Origin of the sequence: Acinetobacter sp. WCHAc010052 (assembly GCF_002165295.2) — a bacterium.
Taxonomy (GTDB): Bacteria; Pseudomonadota; Gammaproteobacteria; order Pseudomonadales; family Moraxellaceae; genus Acinetobacter; species Acinetobacter chinensis.
On the sequence record NZ_CP032143.1, the window covers coordinates 19,737 to 42,051 of the forward strand.

The window sequence follows — 22,315 nt, forward strand, 5'->3', positions numbered from 1 at the left end:
AGGGTTCATCATGGCTGTATTGACGGTAGAACATGTACAAGCGCAGTATGCTGGTGCTCAACACCCTGTACTGCAGGATGTATCTTTCGAGTTAGGTTCTGAGCAGCTGATGGTGGCGTTAGGCGCTTCAGGTAGCGGTAAAACAACATTATTAAACCTGATTGCAGGCTTTACTCATCCACAACTCGGTTCGATCAAACTCGATGGTGAGGAAGTGCTTGCACCAAGTCGTGATCGTGGTGTGGTGTTTCAGGATGATGTGTTATTGCCGTGGCAAAATGTACAGGACAATATAGCCTTTGGTTTAGAACTTGCAGGTATAGATCGAAAAACAAGACTGAGCAAAGCACAGGAGTTATTAAGCCTGGTCAATTTAGACGGTTTCGGTCAACGTCATATCTGGGAACTTTCAGGTGGGCAACGTCAACGTGTAGGTTTAGCCCGTGCTTTAGCATCTGATCCTAAAATATTGTTAATGGATGAACCGTTTGGCGCATTGGATGCATTTATCCGAGAACAAATGCAATGTCTATTATTAGATGTTTGGAAAAGCACAGCTAAACCGACATTCTTAATTACCCATGATATTGAGGAAGCGGTTTTCCTTGCCACAGATCTGATTATTCTGGCACCAAATCCAGGGCGGATTGTTGAAAAGCTGGAACTGGATTTTGCCAAACGTTATGCCAATGGTGAGTCTGCACGCAGTATTAAATCAGATCCGAAATTTATTGAAACACGTGAATATGTGTTGAATCGTATCTTTATTCAAAACGGTCAGCTGAATATTCAGGACCAACACGTCGAGCAGGTGTAATCATGACAGCACATTTAGATCCTGAATTGGTTGCTCAAGGTACAGCACCTCAGTCGGCTTCCAAAAAAGTTCCACGTGAAACCAGTATTACTCTGATCAGTACGATTACGATTATTGCCCTCATCGCTGTGTGGTGGTTGGTAACGACATTGGGATGGATTGATGCTTTATTTTTACCCTCTCCAGTTGCGGTGATTGATCGTTTTCAGGATTTAGTTGCCAATGGCTATATGAGCATCAGCTTATGGAGTCATATCGGTGCAAGTCTGGGACGTATTGGAACAGCTTTAATTGCTGCAGTGATTACAGCGATTCCTTTAGGTATTGCGATTGGACGCAATAAAATTGTTCGTGGTGTATTAGACCCGATTATTGAGTTTTACCGTCCGATTCCGCCTTTGGCTTATTTACCATTAATCGTGATCTGGTGTGGTATCGGTGAATTATCCAAAGTCTTGCTGATTTATTTAGCGATCTTTGCCCCGATTGTGATTGCAACTGCGACAGGTGTACGTTCAGTCGATCAAGCTAAAATTCGTGCTGCACAGTCTTTGGGTGCAAGCCAGATGCAGATTATTAAACATGTGATCTTACCAAGCTCATTACCCAATATTCTGACGGGGATTCGCATTGGTTTGGGCGTGGGTTGGTCTACACTGGTTGCTGCTGAACTGGTGGGTGCTTCTGAGGGTTTAGGCTTTATGGTGCAATCCTCTTCACAGCTTTTAGCGACAGATGTGGTGATCGTAGGTATCTTAATTATTGCGGTGATTGCTTTTATTCTGGAAATTGGTCTGCGCCGTTTGCAGAGAAAACTGGTGCCTTGGGATAAGCAATCTTTGTAAGCCTGATCAAGCTAAAGTTTCTAGGAAACTGAGTGTTAAAAGCATATTTAAAATCAGATTAAGTTGGATACGCGAAAACGTCATCCGCAACTGTTTGAGGCAGGACTACTTTTGTTGCGTATTTTTTTTGCAATGCAATGATTAATATTCGGTAGCTGACGAGTTTTGCGGATGACAATGGTTTTGGGTACTTTTCCCGAAAGAAAAGTACCTCGAGCCGAAGGCTAATCCTGAAATTAAAACCTTTGATGTAAGACTCCGTCTAAGACTTAAAAATATTATTAAGTTTTTGGCAAGGAACATCGATGGATTAAGTTATTTAAATCTTTTCAAACATCATGAGATGATCGAGGAAGAAATGAACGCTGTTGTTTCAAGTACTTTTAAAGTGACCCCATTGAACCCAACGATTGGTGCTTTAATTGAAGGTGTTAATTTTAATCAGCCTTTAACACATGAGGAAAAAGCTTCGATTGAAGCAGCTTTACTGAAATATCAGGTGATTTTCTTTAGAAATCAGCAAATGACACCGCAGCAACACGCGGCATTTTCCCGTCAATTTGGTCAGTTGCATGTCCATCCGATTTACCCAAACATTCCAGAACAGCCAGAAATTATGGTACTGGATACTGAACTGAATGATTTACGTGACAATGCACTTTGGCATACCGATGTAACTTTCCTTGAAGAACCTGCGATGGGTGCAATTCTCAGTGCCAAGAAAGTACCAGCGTGGGGTGGTGATACTTTATGGTCAAGTGGAACAGCCGCTTTTGAAGCCTTATCAAAACCGATGCAAAATATGTTAGAAGGATTGACTGCGACACATGATATTGCACGTTCATTCCCTGTAGATCGTTTTGGTGGAGATCCTGCTGAACTGGAAAAACTGGAAGCAGCCAAGAAAAAACATCCACCGATCAGCCATCCTGTGATCCGTACACATCCTGTGACAGGTCGTAAAGCATTATTCGTCAGTGAAGGATTCACCACTCGAATTAACGAACTGGAAGCAAAAGAAAGCGATGCAGTATTGAAAATGTTGTTTGAGCATATTCAAAAGCCAGAGTTTGTGGTGCGCTGGTCATGGCAAGCCAATGATGTGGCTTTCTGGGATAACCGTTGTACTTTCCATTATGCCGTAGATGATTATCGTCCTGCACATCGTGTGATGAACCGTGCGACTTTGATGGGGGATAAACCGTTTTATCAGGCGGATTGATTTGAACGTATTGGTTTGAAAGTACGATTTTAAGAGTATTGTTTTAATGATTTGATCCATGTGAGTTTCAGTAAATTCACATGGATTTATTATTGATGAGTCACATAAGAAAGAACACTTTATTTAAAATCTAAAAAACTGAATTTAGGCATCATCGTGCGTATCAGTGTTCCAATTAAAAAAGCAGAAATAATCGTCCCTTCGCGAATCCCGATCAGTTGATGTAACACCAGATAAGAGCTGATCGCTGCAAAAGCCACAAGAATCACATCGCCATAGGTTTTGACTGTGCCATAATTTTTGTTAAACCGGATCGCAAAAGCCTGATAAACCCCTTCACCTGCCAGATAAATTAAACGTGCTTTAACCTGTAAAATCACACCGATCGCCGTGATCACACAACTGATCAATGACACTGACATTTGGTAAACGTATTGTTGAATGTCCATAAACTGCGTCAGCCAAAGCGCGACATCAATAAACACACCAAATACAATGCCCACCACAAGTTGCAGCCACTGAATCATCTGAAACTGCTTACCTAAAATCGCCATTTGCATCAGAATAAAAATAGCATGCAGGATAATGGTCAGTACGCCGACACTTAATGGGAAAATATAGCTGAATACATAAGGCACGGAAGAAATTGGAGAAGTACCCAAATTAGAACGGATTGAAAGTGCAACGCCAAAGGACAATAAACTTAAGCCACAAAATAAGGTGAGTATACGAAGCAGAAAGTGTTTTGGCATTGGACTGGATAAAAGCGTAAATAAAAAAGTGTATGCCTTTGTCCTTGTATGATCTATAAGGCGAAAGCAAAGAAAATACCCCAGTTTTATGGAATGATCATTTTTAATGATGATGAAAAAAGTAAAAAAACTTTTGTGTGCTCAATTATTCATCAGGATTAAATAAAAAACAGACAGAATAAAAGCCAGTTTATATTACTGACTGGGAATATCATGTTGATTAATAATAAAAAACAAATACTGGCATTGTCGGTTCTCTCGATACTTTTGACAGCCTGTAATGACGATAATGATACGGCTGTAAAGGTTGAAGCAAAGCCACTGGAACTTAATATTTTACATATCAATGATCACCATTCACATCTTGATGAAGATAAAGATGGTTTTGCATTAAAAGCTAATATTGGACAAGGTGATGAAGATTTTAATGCAGCAAAAGGTGGTTTCGCACGTGTAACAGCTTTGATCAATCAACTGGCAGCAGAAAAGAAGAATGCGCTAAAAATTCATGCGGGTGATGCAGTTACAGGGGATTTGTACTACAACTTAAGCGATGGTAAAGCAGATGCTGATGCAATGAATACCGTCTGTTTTGACACCTTTACACCAGGAAACCATGAATTTGATGCCCATGATGATGGATTGAAAAAATTTATAGATTTCCTTGATCAAGGCGTATGTAAAGACAAAACTAAAATACTGACTGCCAATGTTACTTTTGGCGCTTCTTCACCATTATATAAAACCAACCGTATTCAAAAATCACAAGTCTTCGAAAAAGATGGGGTGAAATTTGCCATCATCGGTCTAACGGTGGCGAAGAAAACTAAAAATTCATCACAACCGAATGCAGATACTTTATTTGCAGATGAGATCGTCACAGCACAAAAAGAAATTGATCAATACAAAGCACAAGGCATTAAAAATATTATCCTGCAAACCCATGTAGGCTACGACCTGGATCAGCAACTTGCTCAATCACTGACCGATATCGATGTTATTATTGGTGGGGACTCACATACATTGCTTGGTCCTGAGAGTCTGAAAAAATACAATATGACCCCAGAAGGTGCTTATCCAACTCAACTGAAGAATAAAGACGGAAACTTAGTTTGCGTGGCTCAGGCTTGGCAATATAGCTATATTGTGGGTGAGTTGAATGTTAAATTTGACAAAGATGGTAAAATTGTCAGTTGTGCAGGTACACCGCACCTACTTTTAGGTGATGATATTAAACGCACGGTAGACATTAAAAAGTATAATGCTGATTTAATTAAGTTTAATGCGGATAAAAGTCCTGCACAACAGAAAAAATATAACCGCAATGATATTCCAAATATCAGTGCAGCAGAAAAAGCGATTATTCTGAATCAAATTAAAGCTGATGAAGTACCATTTAATTTTATTCAGCCTGATGCGAAAACATTGAATGTTATTCAACCATACCAAACTCAAAAGCAAAAGTTTGCTGAAGAAGTCGTAGGACAAGCGACTGATAATCTATGTTCGCGCCGTGTCCCAGGAACGCAACGCGATGTAGGACGTTCCTCTTTAGGAGATGTCTGTAATAAAAACTCACATGTAGATCAGCATGGCGGTGATATTCAACAAATCATTGCAGAGGCATTTTTACAGCAGGGCAAGACATTCTTCAATGCCGATATCTCCTTCCAGAATGGTGGCGGTGTACGTGAAGATGTTGCTTTGGGCGATGTCAGCGTCGGTAAAATCTATAATGTCCTGCCATTTAAAAATACCTTATTGCGTCTGGATATGACGGGTGCAGAAGTGAAAGCGACGCTGGAAGATGCAATAGATGGTGTGATTGCACAGAACAATACAGGCAGTTATCCATATACAGGCGGATTACGCTGGAATGTCGACTTCACTCAAAACAAAGGTCAACGCCTCAGCCAGATTCAGGTACGTAATGATGCAGGGCAATATGAAAATCTGGATCTGAATAAAACATATAAAGTCATCACGATTGATTTCCTTGCAAATGGTGGTGACTACTACACAACACTGAAAACCATTACAGGTGAACGCCGTGTCAATGTCGGTCTGGACTATGCAGAAGCCTTTTTAAAGTACGCACAGGCACTTCCAGGACAGATTGGTCAGAAGAAGATCAATAAACTGGCAACAACGGAGTACAGCACCCAGTTGTTTATCGACAAAGCCAAATAACATGAATAAATAAATGCAAAAAATCCCGCTTCGGCGGGATTTTTTTATAAAAATGCTCAAAAAATAGATAAAAAAACGATTTTTTCACAAATTTGGTAGAAAAAACGTCCACACGATTAAAAACCTTTGAAAAAGGGGTTGTGTCTGCTCTGAAATGCTGTAGAATGCACATCCATCGGCGGTGATGAAGATTAAAACTTCTGATAAAACAGTGGCTTAGCATAGAATGGTTAAGCTGGGTTTTAGAAAGAAAGTTTAAAATAATTTACATTACATGTTGACTTTGAAGAGATTCAGAGTAATATAGCCGACCTAGCTTGATGCTGACGAAGCATCGAGAAGATCATTAAGAGAATATGAAGAACAACTTGTGTGGATTTTTACTGATTGATCGATCGAAATTATTTTCATTGATTGATGGTTTAAATTACTCGAAGTTTATTTGAGAGAATTTGTCAGAAAATTGATGAGCCAAGATTGGCACCCTTTAAGGTGCTAGCAAGTATTAAACTGAAGAGTTTGATCATGGCTCAGATTGAACGCTGGCGGCAGGCTTAACACATGCAAGTCGAGCGGAGAGATGTAGCTTGCTACTGATCTTAGCGGCGGACGGGTGAGTAATGCTTAGGAATCTGCCTATTAGTGGGGGACAACATTCCGAAAGGAATGCTAATACCGCATACGCCCTACGGGGGAAAGCAGGGGATCATTAGACCTTGCGCTAATAGATGAGCCTAAGTCGGATTAGCTAGTTGGTGGGGTAAAGGCCTACCAAGGCGACGATCTGTAGCGGGTCTGAGAGGATGATCCGCCACACTGGGACTGAGACACGGCCCAGACTCCTACGGGAGGCAGCAGTGGGGAATATTGGACAATGGGGGGAACCCTGATCCAGCCATGCCGCGTGTGTGAAGAAGGCCTTTTGGTTGTAAAGCACTTTAAGCGAGGAGGAGGCTACTCTGGTTAATACCCAGGGATAGTGGACGTTACTCGCAGAATAAGCACCGGCTAACTCTGTGCCAGCAGCCGCGGTAATACAGAGGGTGCGAGCGTTAATCGGATTTACTGGGCGTAAAGCGTACGTAGGCGGCTTTTTAAGTCGGATGTGAAATCCCTGAGCTTAACTTAGGAATTGCATTCGATACTGGGAAGCTAGAGTATGGGAGAGGATGGTAGAATTCCAGGTGTAGCGGTGAAATGCGTAGAGATCTGGAGGAATACCGATGGCGAAGGCAGCCATCTGGCCTAATACTGACGCTGAGGTACGAAAGCATGGGGAGCAAACAGGATTAGATACCCTGGTAGTCCATGCCGTAAACGATGTCTACTAGCCGTTGGGGCCTTTGAGGCTTTAGTGGCGCAGCTAACGCGATAAGTAGACCGCCTGGGGAGTACGGTCGCAAGACTAAAACTCAAATGAATTGACGGGGGCCCGCACAAGCGGTGGAGCATGTGGTTTAATTCGATGCAACGCGAAGAACCTTACCTGGTCTTGACATAGTAAGAACTTTCCAGAGATGGATTGGTGCCTTCGGGAACTTACATACAGGTGCTGCATGGCTGTCGTCAGCTCGTGTCGTGAGATGTTGGGTTAAGTCCCGCAACGAGCGCAACCCTTTTCCTTATTTGCCAGCACTTCGGGTGGGAACTTTAAGGATACTGCCAGTGACAAACTGGAGGAAGGCGGGGACGACGTCAAGTCATCATGGCCCTTACGACCAGGGCTACACACGTGCTACAATGGTCGGTACAAAGGGTTGCTACCTAGCGATAGGATGCTAATCTCAAAAAGCCGATCGTAGTCCGGATTGGAGTCTGCAACTCGACTCCATGAAGTCGGAATCGCTAGTAATCGCGGATCAGAATGCCGCGGTGAATACGTTCCCGGGCCTTGTACACACCGCCCGTCACACCATGGGAGTTTGTTGCACCAGAAGTAGGTAGTCTAACCGTAAGGAGGACGCTTACCACGGTGTGGCCGACGACTGGGGTGAAGTCGTAACAAGGTAGCCGTAGGGGAACCTGCGGCTGGATCACCTCCTTAACGAAAGATTGACGATTGGTAAGAATCCACAACAAGTTGTTCTTCATTGATGTATCTGAGGGTCTGTAGCTCAGTTGGTTAGAGCACACGCTTGATAAGCGTGGGGTCACAAGTTCAAGTCTTGTCAGACCCACCATTCTGACGAATCAGCACAGAAACAGATATATCGGGATCTTAACTGGGGACTTAGCTTAGTTGGTAGAGCGCCTGCTTTGCACGCAGGAGGTCAGGAGTTCGACTCTCCTAGTCTCCACCATCACATTAAGTGAAGTTCTGAATTATAGAATTTAGTGAATATGACATCATCTGATTTCAGTTTATTAAGTTCTGTGATTTATCACAGTTTGCTACCTGCTGACGAGGCGGTAGTTAATCATTAACAGCATATATTTGAGTTGAAATAAATTGTTCATACTCGTTTCAAGTAGGCAACTACAAGAAATGAGAAACTAGCGATTAAACTGAATCAAGCGTTTTGGTATATGAATCTAATTGAAGCTGTACAGTGATTAATTTCACAGACGCCAACTGTATGAGAGTGATGAGAAATCGTCGCGATCTGTTGCTCATCCTACTTGTAGGGATGAACGACTGTTTGGGGTTGTATAGTCAAGTAATTAAGTGCATGTGGTGGATGCCTTGGCAGTCAGAGGCGATGAAAGACGTAATAGCCTGCGATAAGCTCCGGGGAGGCGGCAAATATCCTTTGATCCGGAGATTTCTGAATGGGGAAACCCACCTGCTATAAGGCAGGTATCGTAACATGAATACATAGTGTTGCGAGGCGAACGAGGGGAAGTGAAACATCTCAGTACCCTTAGGAAAAGAAATCAATTGAGATTCCCTCAGTAGCGGCGAGCGAACGGGGAACAGCCCATTAAGTCATATAAGCTTTAGTGGAATGCTCTGGGAAGTGCAACCATAGTAGGTGATAGTCCTGTACGCGAAAGGGCTTATATGATGATGTCGAGTAGGGCGAGGCACGTGAAACCTTGTCTGAATATGGGGGGACCATCCTCCAAGGCTAAATACTCCTGACTGACCGATAGTGAACCAGTACCGTGAGGGAAAGGCGAAAAGAACCCCTGTGAGGGGAGTGAAACAGATCCTGAAACCGCATGCATACAAGCAGTGGGAGCCGACTTGTTCGGTGACTGCGTACCTTTTGTATAATGGGTCAGCGACTTACATTCAGTAGCAAGGTTAACCGTATAGGGGAGCCGTAGGGAAACCGAGTCTTAATAGGGCGTTCAGTTGCTGGGTGTAGACCCGAAACCGGGTGATCTATCCATGAGCAGGTTGAAGGTTGGGTAACACTAACTGGAGGACCGAACCCACTGTCGTTGAAAAGCCAGGGGATGACTTGTGGATAGGGGTGAAAGGCTAATCAAACTCGGTGATAGCTGGTTCTCCCCGAAAGCTATTTAGGTAGCGCCTCGGACGAATACCATTGGGGGTAGAGCACTGTTTCGGCTAGGGGGTCATCCCGACTTACCAAACCGATGCAAACTCCGAATACCAATGAGTACTATCCGGGAGACAGACTGCGGGTGCTAACGTCCGTAGTCAAGAGGAAAACAATCCAGACCGCCAGCTAAGGCCCCAAAATTATAGTTAAGTGGGAAACGATGTGGGAAGGCATAGACAGCTAGGAGGTTGGCTTAGAAGCAGCCACCCTTTAAAGAAAGCGTAATAGCTCACTAGTCGAGTCGGCCTGCGCGGAAGATGTAACGGGGCTAAAACTATATGCCGAAGCTGCGGATTTGCAATTTATTGCAAGTGGTAGGGGAGCGTTCTGTAAGCCGATGAAGGTGGATTGAGAAGTCTGCTGGAGGTATCAGAAGTGCGAATGCTGACGTGAGTAACGACAAAACGGGTGAAAAACCCGTTCGCTGAAAGACCAAGGGTTCCAGTCCAACGTTAATCGGGGCTGGGTGAGTCGACCCCTAAGGCGAGGCCGAGAGGCGTAGTCGATGGGAAACTGGTTAATATTCCAGTACTTGTGTGTAATGCGATGAGAGGACGGAGAAGGTTAAGTCAGCCTGGCGTTGGTTGTCCAGGTGGAAGGATGTAGGCATGTATCTTAGGCAAATCCGGGGTACTCTATGCTGAGATCTGATAGCAAGCTGTACTTGTACAGTGAAGTGGCTGATACCATACTTCCAGGAAAAGTCTCTAAGCTTCAGTTACACAGGAATCGTACCCGAAACCGACACAGGTGGTCAGGTCGAGTAGACCAAAGCGCTTGAGAGAACTCTGCTGAAGGAACTAGGCAAAATGGTACCGTAACTTCGGGAGAAGGTACGCTGCCGGCGGTGATGGGATTTACTCCCTGAGCGGCCAGCAGCCACAGAAACCAGGCCCCTGCAACTGTTTATTAAAAACATAGCACTCTGCAAACACGAAAGTGGACGTATAGGGTGTGATGCCTGCCCGGTGCTGGAAGGTTAATTGATGGGGTTAGCGTAAGCGAAGCTCTTGATCGAAGCCCCAGTAAACGGCGGCCGTAACTATAACGGTCCTAAGGTAGCGAAATTCCTTGTCGGGTAAGTTCCGACCTGCACGAATGGCATAATGATGGGGGCGCTGTCTCCAGCAGAGGCTCAGTGAAATCGAATTCGCCGTGAAGATGCGGTGTACCCGCGGCTAGACGGAAAGACCCCGTGAACCTTTACTGCAGCTTGACATTGAACTTTGATCTTACCTGTGTAGGATAGGTGGGAGGCTTTGAAGTAGTGACGCCAGTTGCTATGGAGCCATCCTTGAAATACCACCCTGGTAATATTGAGGTTCTAACTCTGTCCCGTTATCCGGGACGAGGACCATGTCTGGTGGGTAGTTTGACTGGGGCGGTCTCCTCCTAAAGAGTAACGGAGGAGTACGAAGGTGCGCTCAGCGTGGTCGGAAATCACGCGTAGAGTATAAAGGCAAAAGCGCGCTTAACTGCGAGACCCACAAGTCGAGCAGGTACGAAAGTAGGTCTTAGTGATCCGGTGGTTCTGTATGGAAGGGCCATCGCTCAACGGATAAAAGGTACTCTGGGGATAACAGGCTGATACCGCCCAAGAGTTCATATCGACGGCGGTGTTTGGCACCTCGATGTCGGCTCATCTCATCCTGGGGCTGAAGCAGGTCCCAAGGGTATGGCTGTTCGCCATTTAAAGAGGTACGCGAGCTGGGTTTAGAACGTCGTGAGACAGTTCGGTCCCTATCTACCGTGGGCGCTGGAAATTTGAGAGGATCTGCTCCTAGTACGAGAGGACCAGAGTGGACGAACCTCTGGTGTACCGGTTGTGACGCCAGTCGCATCGCCGGGTAGCTATGTTCGGAAGGGATAACCGCTGAAAGCATCTAAGCGGGAAGCCTACCTCAAGATAAGATTTCCCTAGGACTTTATGTCCTCTAAAGAGCCGTTGAAGACTACGACGTTGATAGGCTGGATGTGGAAGCACGGTGACGTGTGAAGCTGACCAGTACTAATTGCTCGTGAGGCTTGACTATACAACACCCAAACAGTTGTTGTATGAAGCTCAGTTGATTCGATATTCATCAGAATGACTTGATTCAGAATCGCAACAGTATGACAATGTTCCAACTCAGATAGAGCTGTTAATAACTCATTTGGAAAAAGCATTGGCATCTAAATAAGACCAAAGCAAGTATCCATAAACAGTTGTGCTGGCGACAATAGCAAGAGTGAACCACCTGATCCCTTCCCGAACTCAGAAGTGAAACCTCTTTGCGCTGATGGTAGTGTGGGGTTACCCATGTGAGAGTAAGTCATCGCCAGCTCATTATTCCTAAACACCCTCAATCATTTGATTGAGGGTGTTTTTTATTGTCGGAAAAACTGAAAATGACATGGAGAATCCAGGGTATAATTCAGTTCGGTTAATAATGAAAAAGAATGGAACAGATCTGGATCAGTCAAAGTTCAAACAAATTAAAGCTGAGTTGAGTGCTGATGGAATAGTTAAGCTGTCTCAATTTATTGCTAAAAAAGAAGTAAATTTAATCAGACAAAGTTTAATGAGTGAGCTGAAACGTTTAAAAATTTATGAAAATAATAAAATAATTTCTAAAGAATTAAAAAATCTGAGTCATTTTCAACAGATTGTAATGCTCTCCAGAGTGGTTAAACAGCCGAAAGCGCTGGAAAATTATTCAGATATTTTTGGTGAAGTTGTATTTAAAATTTTTGCTGAAAAATTTCATTTTGATCAACAGCAACAACTTCTGCTGACATTACCTCAACAGGAAAAGTGGACACTGAATGATTTAAAATGGCATGTCGATTCACATTCAACAGCTTTTGAGTCACTGCAGTTTTTTTTATTAATTGATGATATTCAATCGCATGGTGGAGGAACTCTGATTTTAAAAGGTTCACATCATTTATCTGAACGATTATCTCTAAGTCAGTTGAACAACCTGTTGAGTCTGAAAAATTTAAATCAGCCTTTTGATTTTCAGAATAAAAAATTAGAGATCATTGAATTAACCGGTGTACAAGGTGATGTTTATTTAATGGATATGAGAGTTATTCATTCTCCAGCGATCAATGCTGCAAAAAAGATAAGAATGATGGCAACGTACAGATATTTTCAGAATATTTAAAGATAAATAAAGAAAACCCCATCATCCTGATGGGGTTTCTTCGTATTGGTTCGTTAGGTAAACTCCTGTATTACCTCACTTCCTGTTGCTCAGACCGATTATTGTTGTTTTTTGTCTGGGAAACTTCCTGTTCCCTATAACTGTAGAATAGCCAGTTCGATGCCGGATCAAAATAGCTGTTGACGGCATGCAGTGTACGCAATTTCTTACACTGTCATTTTTAGAGGCAGTATTGTCTGAAGCATTAAAAAACTCAGTGAAGAACGCTGGATCAGTGTATTTTTCTACTTTCAACAGAGCATTCAATGGGGCAAAGATCGACAATTTTCAGATCAAACCCTCTTTAGTCTTAGCTGGTATATTATGTTTTTTAACATATTGTTTAATATCAATAAAAACACGTGAACTGAAGTTCACAGAAAAAAATACAAGAGAAAGGCTGATTTTTATGTGGGAAATTACTGACATTTTCTACCAGAATGATTTTTTATACCCTGGGGGTATGACTGTATGCCTTTCAGGTTTTGGACAAAAGTCAGGCAGAAATTCATTGTATGTTGAAATTAAATCTCACAATTGGAGGTGAGTCTCAATGACAGCGAAAACAATGAATGTAAATGCTGTAGTGGATCATGCAAAATTTAACAAGTCGCATTTGAGCATCGTACTTTGGTGCTTACTGATTATTGTTTTTGATGGTTATGACCTTGCAATTAATGGGGTCGCACTGCCTTTACTGATGAAAGAGTGGGGACTGACAACAGTTCAGGCAGGTATGCTGGCAAGTACGGCATTGTGTGGGATGATGTTCGGAGCAATGCTGTTTGGAACACTGGCAGATAAAATTGGCCGTAAAAAGGTCATTATGATCTGCGTTTTTCTTTTCAGTGGCTTTACGTTCTGGGGTGGTTTTGCTTCCAGTCCGACAGAATTTGGTGTTTTACGTTTTCTGGCTGGTTTAGGCATTGGCGGTGTATTGCCGAATCTTGTAGCTCTGACTTCAGAATATGCGCCTAAAAAACTGCGTAGTACACTGGTGACAACCATGTTCAGTGGTTATGCCATGGGCGGTATTATGGCTGCATTATTTGGTTCATGGTTTACTGCAGAGCATGGCTGGCAGATCATGTTCTATATCGCAGGTTTTCCTTTGCTGTTTTTACCTCTGGTATGGAAGTTCCTGCCAGAATCACTGACCTTTCTGGTTAAGGTGGGTAAGCATGATGAAGCCCGTAAGATGATCAATGCAATTGCACCTGAACATCAGGTCAGTGCATCGACTAAGCTCGAGCTGGATGAAGTGGTCGTACCTGGTGGAACAACAGTCAAAGCACTGTATCAGCAGGGTCGTGCTCTGGGAACTGCACTGTTCTGGCTGTGTTTCTTTATGTGCCTGCTGACACTGTATGCTTTAGGCAGCTGGTTACCAAAACTGATGATGGCTGCGGGTTATTCACTGGGCAGCAGTCTGATGTTCCTGCTGGCAATGAATATTGGTGCCGTGATTGGTACAGTTGGTGGCGGTATTCTTGCAGATAAGTTCCATCTGAAACCTGTCATTATGACCTTATGTGTTTCTGGTGCGCTGGCACTTTACGGCTTAGGTTTTAATTCTCCGCCATTTGTGCTGTATTTCCTGGTTGCCGTTGCTGGTGCCGCTTCAATTGGTTCACAGATTTTACTTTATAGCTATGTCGCACAGTATTATCCATTGTCTGTCCGTTCAACAGGCATTGGCTGGGCTTCAGCAGTAGGACGCACGGGCGCAATTGTGGGACCTATTCTGATTGGATTCCTGCTGTCCAAAGAACTGCCGCATCAGCTGAATTTCATGGCAGTTGGTATTCCTGTCATTATTGCTGCGATTGCACTGATTTTCATTCGTACACCTGTTGCTCAGTCAGAGCAGGTACCAGTATCGACTGTAAAAAGAAGACGTTCATACAGCAGCTGATACTGATCTGAATAAAGAGAGCTCCTGAAAAGGGGCTTTTTTTATGGGAGAATCCGTCTGAAATTAAAAAGCCCCCGACATCCTGTCGGGGGCTTTTTATATTCGTTATAGGTATAACTCCTGTTGTACCTCAGCATCCTGCTGTTTATTTTCATGTTGTTATTTTTATGCTCTGAACACTTCCTGTGTCCTGATGAAATGTATATTAGCAACAGAGGGTCAGCAGTGGAATCCGCAAAAAGTTGCAGTTCATGTAAGCTGAAGCGTACATCGCTGGGTATAAAAAAAGCAGCTCCGGAGCTGCTTTCAGGTTTTGAAGATGAATCATTTAAAAATGTGCAGCCAGTCCAATATATGGACCTTTAAATTCATATTCAATGTTTTCATTTTTCGATTCTTCAATTTCGATTTTCATGATCCGGTATCCGACTTTTGCACCGATATCCAAAGCAATGCTTTTGACAAAGTCGTATTGCAGTTCTGCCTGAGCATCAGTCATTTTCGTATCATTAATATCAGTTACGATCAGTTCAGCATTGGCACTTAAGCCTGTAAAAGGCAGCTTGGCACCAGCCTGTGCATAAAGAAACGGAGTTGAACCACTGATATCGTGGTCTGTATATAAGCCTGCAGTTGAGATACGGGTTGTACCATCAAGATAGGCAAGTCCTGCGCCAATATCGGCACTGATGATATTATCCAGGATTTCATAATAAAGAATTAAGTCTGTATTGGTCAGTTCGGTTTTTGAACTGAATGCGGAGTCCCTGGATTCATTATCCAGATTGACATATTTGAGTTTTACATTGGGAAGTAAAGGCACAGGATGCTCAAATGCAGCTGAGAGCTGAACGGTTCCCTGACGGTCCATTTCATAGGTTCTGTTCAGATCTGTGGCAATGCCAGGAACGGAATGTTCAGTGCGGGTATGCCCATCAAAATTCCAGTAACTGATATCTCCTTTTAATCCGATAAAATCTGCATTTGCTAAAGAACTCAGTCCGAACACGACAGATAAAACAGCCATTCTGGTCAGTTTCATATTATTCCTTTTGATTGTCATAAAAATTATAGTGGTTGATCGTTTTGTTACTTAAATACATTTCATTGATCTATGAACTGAGGGCATGATATAGGGGATTAAAAAAATTTGCATTATCAGAATAAGGATCGCTACAAATGGTAAAAACAACAACAGCAACCCAGATTCTGGAATTTCCATTGTATGTTGCGGGTAAGGCGGTCAAAACCGGACAGTGGCTTGAAGTACTCGATAAATATTCTTTACAGCCCTATGCCAAAGTGGCGCTGGCAGATGCCCGTGTCCTTGAAAAAGCAATTGATGCTGCGGTCAGAGCCGAACAGGAAATGGCAGATTTAAAACCATTTCAGAAACAGAAAATTTTGCTGCACTGTGTCAGACGCTTTTCTGAAATGCGGGATGAACTGACTGAAATTTTAATTGCGGAAGGGGGCAAGCCCCGTAAGGCGGCAGTCGCTGAAGTGGAGCGGCTGATCAATACTTTTCAGCTGGCAGCCGATGCTGTGACACAGCTTGATGATGGACGTATGCTTCCTTTAGCTGTAACAGCTGCAGCAGCAGACTATCAGGGCATCATGAAACAGGTTCCTGTTGGTGCGGTTTCCCTGATCAGTCCATTTAATTTTCCATTGAATCTGACGGCACATAAAATTGCACCTGCAATTGCAGCGGGTTGTCCCTTTGTGCTGAAACCCGCCAGTCTGACACCTGTATCTGCACTTAAAATTGCTGAAGTTCTGGCGGAAACAGATTTACCGAAAGGGGCTTTTTCCGTACTGCCATGTCCACGTGAACATGCAGATGTTCTGGTGACCGATGACCGTTTCAAACTGCTGAGTTTTACAGGTTCAGATCAGGTCGGCTGGGATATGAAAGCCCGTTCAGGTCGTAAGAAAGTCACACTGGAACTTGGAGGCAATGCGGCGGTACTGATTGAACCGGATACTGAAGTGACGGATGCCTTGATTGAGCGTTTGATCGGCGGGGCATATAACCATGCCGGTCAGGTCTGTATCAGTGTACAGCGCATACTGGTACATGAAGACATCTACAGTGAATTAAAGAAAAAACTGGTGACCCGTCTGAAAAAACTGAAAGCAGCTGACCCTGCTTCAGACAGTACAATTGTGGGACCCATGATCAAAGAAGCTGAAGCAGTCCGATTAAAAAAATGGGTGGATCGGGCTGTGAAAAAAGGTGCAAAACTGCTGGCAGGGGGCGAACTGAAAGGCGTGATGTTTGAACCGACTTTACTTGAAAATGTAGATGAATCCCTGGAAGTTTATAAAGATGAAGCCTTTGGACCTGTGGCTGTCATTGAAAAATATAAAACTTTTGAGCAGGGAATCGAGCGGATCAATCAAAGCCGTTTTGGACTGCAGGCAGGTGTTTATACTCAGAATCTGAACAGGATGATGTATGCCTGGGAGCACTTACATGTGGGGGGTGTCATTATTAATGATATTCCTTCTTTCAGGGTGGACAACATGCCCTATGGTGGTGTGAAGGATTCAGGACTGGGACGCGAGGGTGTCCAGTTTGCCATTCGGGATATGCAGGAATCACGTATTTTAGTGATACGAAGTGCTGACTAAGTATCCATCATGAGGAGTAGCGTGGATGATCAGACGATTTACAGGAACAGCCATTTTTCTGTTGTCTTTGGTGATCAGTGGGGCAGGATGGGCTTTTTCTGCCGCCGAAATGGTGCAGGATGCACGTTCTCAGGTTGGTCGGACGCTTTATTATGACCCTGCTTATACTCAACTGACGTACCCAGGGGGCGATGTTCCCCTCGTGAAAGGTGTCTGTACGGATGTGGTGATCCGGGCTCTGCGTCATCAGGGCATTGATCTCCAGCAGCGTATTCATGAAGATATGACCGCCAGTTTTAAAAGATATCCTCAGAAATGGGGTTTAAAAAAAGCGGACAGAAACATTGATCATAGGCGGGTTCCGAATATTCAGACCTATTTCAACCGCAAAGAGTACAGTGTTCAGGGACAGCGTTTTTTACCAGGAGATATTGTCACCTGGGATCTCGGGCGGGGACTGGTTCATATCGGCATTGTTTCAGACAAAAAAGCACTTTTCAGTTCCACACCTTTAATTATTCATAATATTGGACGAGGAACAGAGGAAAATGATTTACTGTTTAAATACAAGGTTACGGGGCATTTTCGAATTCCTGCGACTGTGAAGTAAAACTGAAATGACATATTCAATAAGGAGATTGAATATTTGGATAAAAAAATAACCAGTTGGGATCAATGACAGCCTATAAGCATGAAATTAGTGTCGAAATTACAGAAATATTCCACAAAAACGAGTATTGTTGCCTCATTAAACAGCAATATTTGAACACAATTTCTTAACCAGAAAGCGGTTCTTTGTGCTGGTTTGTAATTAGAACAAAGTGCTCAAAAGGTGCTGTCTTATTCAAACAACAAAATTTTTATTATTCGGCTTTGCATGCCTGTGTCATCAAAATGAAAATAAGCAGCGTGTGAGGGCATCTACAGAATTAGGTGTTGTATGACAGATACTCGTGAAAGCTGGTCGGCACGATCAGGCTTTATTTTAGCGGCGATTGGTTCAGCCGTGGGTTTGGGTAACATTTGGCGTTTTCCTTATGTTGCTTATGAAAATGGTGGGGGAGCATTCTTAGTCCCTTACCTGGTTGCAATCTTTGCAGCGGGTTTACCGCTGTTATTTTTAGACTATGCAGTTGGTCATAAATATCGCAAAGCACCGCCTACAGCTTATAAAAAGTTAATGAATACTGAATCACTGGGCTGGTGGCAAGTGATGGTGACTCTGGTCATCGGGATTTATTATGCCAGTGTTCTGTCATGGGCTGGCAGTTATATGTACTACTCCATTGGTCAGCAATGGGGCGCAGATACAGAAGCTTTCTTCTTTAAAAGCTATCTGCAGAATGGCGAGGGACTTGCCTTTGGTTTCGTACCGACTTTATTTTTGGGCTTAGTTATTGTCTGGGCAGTGGTGATGTTTATTCTCTATGGCGGGGTACGTCGTGGGGTGGAACTTGCCAATAAAATCTTTATGCCATTACTGGTGATTTTATTCTCGATTCTGGTGATTCAGGCATTACGTCTACCTGGTGCAACGGACGGCTTAAATGCGTTCTTTACTCCGAACTGGGAAGCGATGGCGAACTATAAAGTATGGTTAGCTGCCTTTGGTCACATCTTCTTCTCACTGTCTGTGGGCTTCGGGATCATGCTGACCTATTCATCTTATCTGAATAAAAAAGCCAACATGACAGGTTCGGGTGTAGTAGTGGCATTAGCCAACTCATCCTTTGAAATCTTAGCAGGGATTGGGGTATTTGCAGCTCTTGGTTTCATGGCGCAAAGTTCTGGCGTACCGGTAAAAGAAGTGGTTTCAGGTGGTATTGGTTTAGCCTTTATTGCATTCCCGAAAATCATTTCAAGTATGGGCGCAGGTGGTGATTTATTTGGCTTCTTATTCTTCGCTTCACTGGTGGTGGCAGGGATCACCTCAATGGTCAGTATTTTACAGGTACCGATTGCGGCATTCCAGGATAAGTTAGGTTGGTCTAAAAATAAAGCTGTAACGATTATTGGTGGTGTTTCAGCAGTCATCTCTACAGTTTTATTTTCCACGCACAGTGCGATCACGTTCGTTGACATCATCGACTACTTTGCCAATAACATTGGTATTGTGGGTGGTGGTTTACTGTCTATTATTCTGGTGTCCTGGTTCCGTCGTCCATTGATGAAACAACTTCAGGAACATGTCAATCAATACTCAAGTATCAAGCTGGGTGCAGGCTGGAATTTCTTACTTACCGTGATTACACCACTGTCCTTACTGGTTGCATTATTGCTGACGATTAAAGCGGTGATGACTGAAGGTTATGGTGGTTATCCTGCTTCAACTTTATGGTTGATTGGTGGTGCTGTACTGGTATTCTTCGTTGTTGGTTCAGTGCTATTGAGTGTTGTAAAAGACAAAACTTCGGAGGAGAAATAACATGAATACATCTGCAATTATCATGATGATTCTGTCGATTGTCCTGTTGTGGGGCGGTCTTATTCTGGCAACAATCCATCTGGTGAAAAACCCGGATGAAGCTGAAGATTGATTCTGCTGAGTTGAAATAAAAAATGCCCGATCATGTGATCGGGCATTTTTTTATAGCATTTCAGTGAAGCAAAGGCTTATACAGTTTTCTGGATTTTGCAATAATAGAAACCGTCACCAAAACCAGTTTCAGGCAATAACTGACGACCATGAATCTGAGTTAAACCCCATTTCGCTTCAATTTTCACTTCCTGAGCATCTGCATGTTCAGCAAAGAAATTCACCATCTGTTGCTCATTTTCAACTTTTAAAATTGAGCAGGTGATATAAAGCATCGTGCCACCAACTTTGAGTTGTTGCCACATGTGGTTCAAAATCTGCTTTTGCAAATCAACGGTTTTTTGAATATCGGTAGACTGACGCAGTAAACGGATATCTGGGTGACGACGCATCACACCGATGGCAGAACATGGCGCATCCAAAACGATACAGTCCACAGCTTGCTCGGCTGTCCATGTGGTTGCATCCGCGGTGATGATTTCAACATCCGCATGTGCATTTAATTCAAGGCGCTCTAAGTTTTCAGAAACACGTACCAGACGCTTTGTATCATGATCAAGTGCGATCAGTTTTTTAGGATTAAAACGTTCTAAAATATGCGCGGCTTTACCACCAGGTGCAGCACAGGCATCGACCACAACTTTGCCATCCATGTTTGGAAGCAAAGTCGCACACAGTTGAGCATGCTCATCCTGAACTGAAAAACCACCTTCTTCAAAACCTGGTAAACTGGTGATATTCCCTGTTTGATCAAGTACGATCCCAACTTCAGAAAGTTCACATGCATGAGCTTCAATGCTTTCTTCTTCTAAAATTTCGAGATACTCATCACGGCTGATCTGACGCTCATTCACACGGAGGGTCAGTGGCGCAACCTGCTTCAGGTTATGGCACAGTTCAGGCAGTTGTTCAGACCAGTCTTTCTTTAAGCGTTTGAATAACCAGCTTGGTAGACCATGAGCTTCATTCAGCGCAGTCTGAAATTCTTCTGTTTCACGTGAAACACGACGCAGAACGGCATTGACCAAACCACTCATTGGCTCAAAACCAAGTTGTTTAACAGCATTCACCGTTTCAGAGATCGCAGCATGTGCAGGAATACGGGTACATAAAAGCTGATATAAACCGAGATATAAACAGCTTTCTAAAGCTTCATTGTCCAAAGGCTTGGTCAGTAAAGGTAAGGTAATAGCCTTTAATCCATACCACTGACGTAAACAACCCAAACTTAACTCATGGTACAAACCACGATCACGTTCAGAAACAATATTTAAATGCTGATTCAGAACAGATGTTAAAGATTGACCATTTTGAACAGCTAACAGCGTTTTCACCACTTGAGCACGCAAATTCAAGTTTTTTGCTGATGATTGAATCTGGCTCATGAGAATGTATGTCCTACAGAAAGTTTATGACTTTGCAAAATTTGTACTGGGTTAATGGCTTTACCACCTGGCCATTGTAAGCTTGAAAGGCAAATCACGCCTTCACCGCATGTGACATGCACGCCGTGTTTATTGATCTCAATAATCGTACCGACAGATTCACCATTGGCAACGACGTCTGAGATCTGAGAATTCCAGATACGTAAATTATTGCTTTCATCAATTGGAGTAAAAGCCACAGGCCAGGGATTAAATGCGCGAATGTTACGGTCAATCTCAATGGCAGATCTGGACCAGTCCACTTGAGCTTCAGCCTTTGAAAGTTTATGTGCATAAACTGTGAACTGCTCGTCTTGAACTTCACGAGTATTCAGGTAGTGCTCTAAAGTCTGTTCAGTTTCCACAACTGTGCAAATCGCTTCCGCACCTTGAATGGCAAGTTTGTCATGCAGGGTTGCTGAGGTATCTTCGGCAGTGATTGGACACAGGGTTTTATACATCATGTCACCAGTATCCAGTCCCGCTGCCATTTTCATAATGGTTACACCTGTTTCGGTATCACCTGTGGCGATGGCACGCTGAATCGGGGCTGCACCACGCCAGCGAGGCAGTAACGAACCATGAATATTCAGGCAGCCATATTTTGGGGTGTCCAATACAGACTGAGGGAGAATCAGACCGTAAGCAGCAACAATCATGACATCGGCATTCAGTTCAGCCAGTTCCTGCTGTGCTGCCAGACCTTCTTCGGTGGATGCTTTAAAATGTAGCGGTTGATAAACGGATAAATTATTTTCCAGGGCGAGCTGTTTGACAGCAGAAGCTGACAGCTTTTGACCTCGACCTGCTTTACGGTCGGGTTGGGTATAAACAGCAACGATCTCATGATCTGTCTTTAACAGTGCCGCCAGGGCAGTTGCTGCAAATTCTGGGGTACCTGCAAAAATAATTCTCACATGAACAACCTGAAAGGAAATAAAAATTATACCAAATATCGCAATTTTAAGGGGATTTGATTGATTGGTTAAAAACCAGTACATCAAAAGAATAAATACTGTAAAAACAGCGTATTAAAAAAACAGAAAAAAGCTGTTCAGGAATCTGTGAAAATTACATTCAGAAACATTTTCTCATGGTCGCTGATGTTTGTTTTTTATTCAGGTGTGTTTAATTAAAAAACATATTCATTTTATATATATCAATGATTTAATTATTAAATAAAAATAAATAATTTATGTGAATGTGATTTATTTTTATTGAAAATAGGGCTGTTTAAGCAATAAACACATATTTATAGTATGTGATTGTGTAGATTT

14 protein-coding genes, 2 tRNA genes and 3 rRNA genes are annotated in these 22,315 nt (G+C 43.1%); 15 read left to right on the forward strand and 4 right to left on the reverse strand.

The genetic code is table 11. The features are described 5' to 3' along the window. Window positions 1-10: 10 nt before the first annotated feature. The 3 genes from tauB (at window position 11) to tauD (ending at window position 2,884) form a co-directional block, all read left to right on the forward strand. Window positions 11-817, forward strand: coding sequence for a taurine ABC transporter ATP-binding subunit (tauB, locus tag CDG61_RS00515; RefSeq protein WP_087551626.1), 807 nt, complete (start codon window positions 11-13; stop codon window positions 815-817). Window positions 818-819: 2 nt separating this feature from the next. After that, complete coding sequence (tauC, locus tag CDG61_RS00520) at window positions 820-1,662, forward strand: taurine ABC transporter permease TauC (RefSeq protein WP_087551625.1); 843 nt, start codon at window positions 820-822, stop codon at window positions 1,660-1,662. Between the two features lie 358 nt (window positions 1,663-2,020). Next, the gene (gene tauD / locus CDG61_RS00525) at window positions 2,021-2,884 is read left to right on the forward strand and encodes a taurine dioxygenase (RefSeq protein WP_087551661.1); all 864 of its coding nucleotides are present in this window, start codon (window positions 2,021-2,023) and stop codon (window positions 2,882-2,884) included. Between the two features lie 119 nt (window positions 2,885-3,003). Here tauD and CDG61_RS00530 read toward each other — a convergent pair whose 3' ends face one another. Next, the gene (locus tag CDG61_RS00530) at window positions 3,004-3,636 is read right to left on the reverse strand and encodes a YczE/YyaS/YitT family protein (RefSeq protein WP_118998473.1); all 633 of its coding nucleotides are present in this window, start codon (window positions 3,634-3,636) and stop codon (window positions 3,004-3,006) included. A 213-nt stretch (window positions 3,637-3,849) separates the two neighbouring features. Between CDG61_RS00530 and CDG61_RS00535 the strand changes: the two genes are divergently transcribed. The 8 genes from CDG61_RS00535 (at window position 3,850) to CDG61_RS00580 (ending at window position 14,441) form a co-directional block, all read left to right on the forward strand. Then, window positions 3,850-5,826, forward strand: coding sequence for a 5'-nucleotidase C-terminal domain-containing protein (locus tag CDG61_RS00535; protein WP_087551623.1), 1,977 nt, complete (start codon window positions 3,850-3,852; stop codon window positions 5,824-5,826). A 507-nt stretch (window positions 5,827-6,333) separates the two neighbouring features. Then, window positions 6,334-7,870, forward strand: a 16S ribosomal RNA gene (locus CDG61_RS00545). A gap of 59 nt (window positions 7,871-7,929) precedes the next feature. Continuing rightward, window positions 7,930-8,006: transfer RNA gene (locus tag CDG61_RS00550), tRNA-Ile, on the forward strand. 44 nt (window positions 8,007-8,050) lie between these two features. Then, window positions 8,051-8,126, forward strand: a tRNA-Ala gene (locus CDG61_RS00555). A 351-nt stretch (window positions 8,127-8,477) separates the two neighbouring features. Continuing rightward, window positions 8,478-11,371, forward strand: a 23S ribosomal RNA gene (locus tag CDG61_RS00560). 176 nt (window positions 11,372-11,547) lie between these two features. Next, a 5S ribosomal RNA gene (rrf, locus tag CDG61_RS00565) occupies window positions 11,548-11,662 on the forward strand. Together the 16S, 23S and 5S rRNA genes with 2 tRNA genes alongside form the textbook arrangement of a ribosomal RNA operon. A 105-nt stretch (window positions 11,663-11,767) precedes the next feature. Then, a complete protein-coding gene (locus tag CDG61_RS00570) occupies window positions 11,768-12,487 on the forward strand; it encodes a phytanoyl-CoA dioxygenase family protein (protein ID WP_171405558.1) in 720 nt (239 codons plus the stop codon). Window positions 12,488-13,079: 592 nt separating this feature from the next. Further along, on the forward strand, window positions 13,080-14,441 hold the full coding sequence (locus CDG61_RS00580; protein ID WP_087549667.1) for an MFS transporter: 1,362 nt from the start codon (window positions 13,080-13,082) through the stop codon (window positions 14,439-14,441). A 328-nt stretch (window positions 14,442-14,769) separates the two neighbouring features. Here the strand turns inward: CDG61_RS00580 and CDG61_RS00590 are convergent, their stop codons facing one another. Beyond that, window positions 14,770-15,483, reverse strand: a complete 714-nt coding sequence (locus CDG61_RS00590) for a TIGR04219 family outer membrane beta-barrel protein (protein WP_087549669.1) — start codon at window positions 15,481-15,483, stop codon at window positions 14,770-14,772. A gap of 137 nt (window positions 15,484-15,620) precedes the next feature. On the opposite strand from CDG61_RS00590, the gene CDG61_RS00595 reads away from it, so the two are divergent. The 4 genes from CDG61_RS00595 (at window position 15,621) to CDG61_RS00610 (ending at window position 19,615) form a co-directional block, all read left to right on the forward strand. Further along, entirely contained in the window at window positions 15,621-17,078 is a 1,458-nt protein-coding gene (locus CDG61_RS00595) for an aldehyde dehydrogenase family protein (RefSeq protein ID WP_087549670.1), read from the forward strand. Window positions 17,079-17,103: 25 nt separating this feature from the next. Continuing rightward, window positions 17,104-17,688, forward strand: coding sequence for a DUF1287 domain-containing protein (locus CDG61_RS00600; protein WP_087549671.1), 585 nt, complete (start codon window positions 17,104-17,106; stop codon window positions 17,686-17,688). Window positions 17,689-18,018: 330 nt separating this feature from the next. Then, the gene (locus CDG61_RS00605) at window positions 18,019-19,503 is read left to right on the forward strand and encodes a sodium-dependent transporter (protein WP_087549672.1); all 1,485 of its coding nucleotides are present in this window, start codon (window positions 18,019-18,021) and stop codon (window positions 19,501-19,503) included. A gap of 1 nt (window position 19,504) precedes the next feature. Further along, window positions 19,505-19,615: a methionine/alanine import family NSS transporter small subunit gene (locus CDG61_RS00610; protein WP_086322749.1), complete on the forward strand. Its 111-nt coding sequence runs from the start codon at window positions 19,505-19,507 to the stop codon at window positions 19,613-19,615. A 76-nt stretch (window positions 19,616-19,691) separates the two neighbouring features. Here CDG61_RS00610 and rsmB read toward each other — a convergent pair whose 3' ends face one another. Beyond that, on the reverse strand, window positions 19,692-20,999 hold the full coding sequence (rsmB, locus tag CDG61_RS00615; RefSeq protein WP_087549673.1) for a 16S rRNA (cytosine(967)-C(5))-methyltransferase RsmB: 1,308 nt from the start codon (window positions 20,997-20,999) through the stop codon (window positions 19,692-19,694). After that, complete coding sequence (fmt, locus tag CDG61_RS00620; RefSeq protein ID WP_087550002.1) at window positions 20,996-21,955, reverse strand: methionyl-tRNA formyltransferase; 960 nt, start codon at window positions 21,953-21,955, stop codon at window positions 20,996-20,998. Before fmt ends, rsmB begins: the two co-directional genes overlap by 4 nt. Window positions 21,956-22,315 lie beyond the last annotated feature (360 nt).

Bases quoted from the DNA above. Each gene is read 5' to 3' on its own strand.
- tauB (WP_087551626.1), top strand. From the start codon at position 11: ATGGCTGTATTGACGGTAGAACATGTACAAGCGCAGTATGCTGGTGCT.
- tauC (WP_087551625.1), top strand. From the start codon at position 820: ATGACAGCACATTTAGATCCTGAATTGGTTGCTCAAGGTACAGCACCT.
- tauD (WP_087551661.1), top strand. From the start codon at position 2,021: ATGAACGCTGTTGTTTCAAGTACTTTTAAAGTGACCCCATTGAACCCA.
- CDG61_RS00530 (WP_118998473.1), bottom strand. From the start codon at position 3,636: ATGCCAAAACACTTTCTGCTTCGTATACTCACCTTATTTTGTGGCTTA.
- CDG61_RS00535 (WP_087551623.1), top strand. From the start codon at position 3,850: ATGTTGATTAATAATAAAAAACAAATACTGGCATTGTCGGTTCTCTCG.
- CDG61_RS00570 (WP_171405558.1), top strand. From the start codon at position 11,768: ATGAAAAAGAATGGAACAGATCTGGATCAGTCAAAGTTCAAACAAATT.
- CDG61_RS00580 (WP_087549667.1), top strand. From the start codon at position 13,080: ATGACAGCGAAAACAATGAATGTAAATGCTGTAGTGGATCATGCAAAA.
- CDG61_RS00590 (WP_087549669.1), bottom strand. From the start codon at position 15,483: ATGAAACTGACCAGAATGGCTGTTTTATCTGTCGTGTTCGGACTGAGT.
- CDG61_RS00595 (WP_087549670.1), top strand. From the start codon at position 15,621: ATGGTAAAAACAACAACAGCAACCCAGATTCTGGAATTTCCATTGTAT.
- CDG61_RS00600 (WP_087549671.1), top strand. From the start codon at position 17,104: ATGATCAGACGATTTACAGGAACAGCCATTTTTCTGTTGTCTTTGGTG.
- CDG61_RS00605 (WP_087549672.1), top strand. From the start codon at position 18,019: ATGACAGATACTCGTGAAAGCTGGTCGGCACGATCAGGCTTTATTTTA.
- CDG61_RS00610 (WP_086322749.1), top strand. From the start codon at position 19,505: ATGAATACATCTGCAATTATCATGATGATTCTGTCGATTGTCCTGTTG.
- rsmB (WP_087549673.1), bottom strand. From the start codon at position 20,999: ATGAGCCAGATTCAATCATCAGCAAAAAACTTGAATTTGCGTGCTCAA.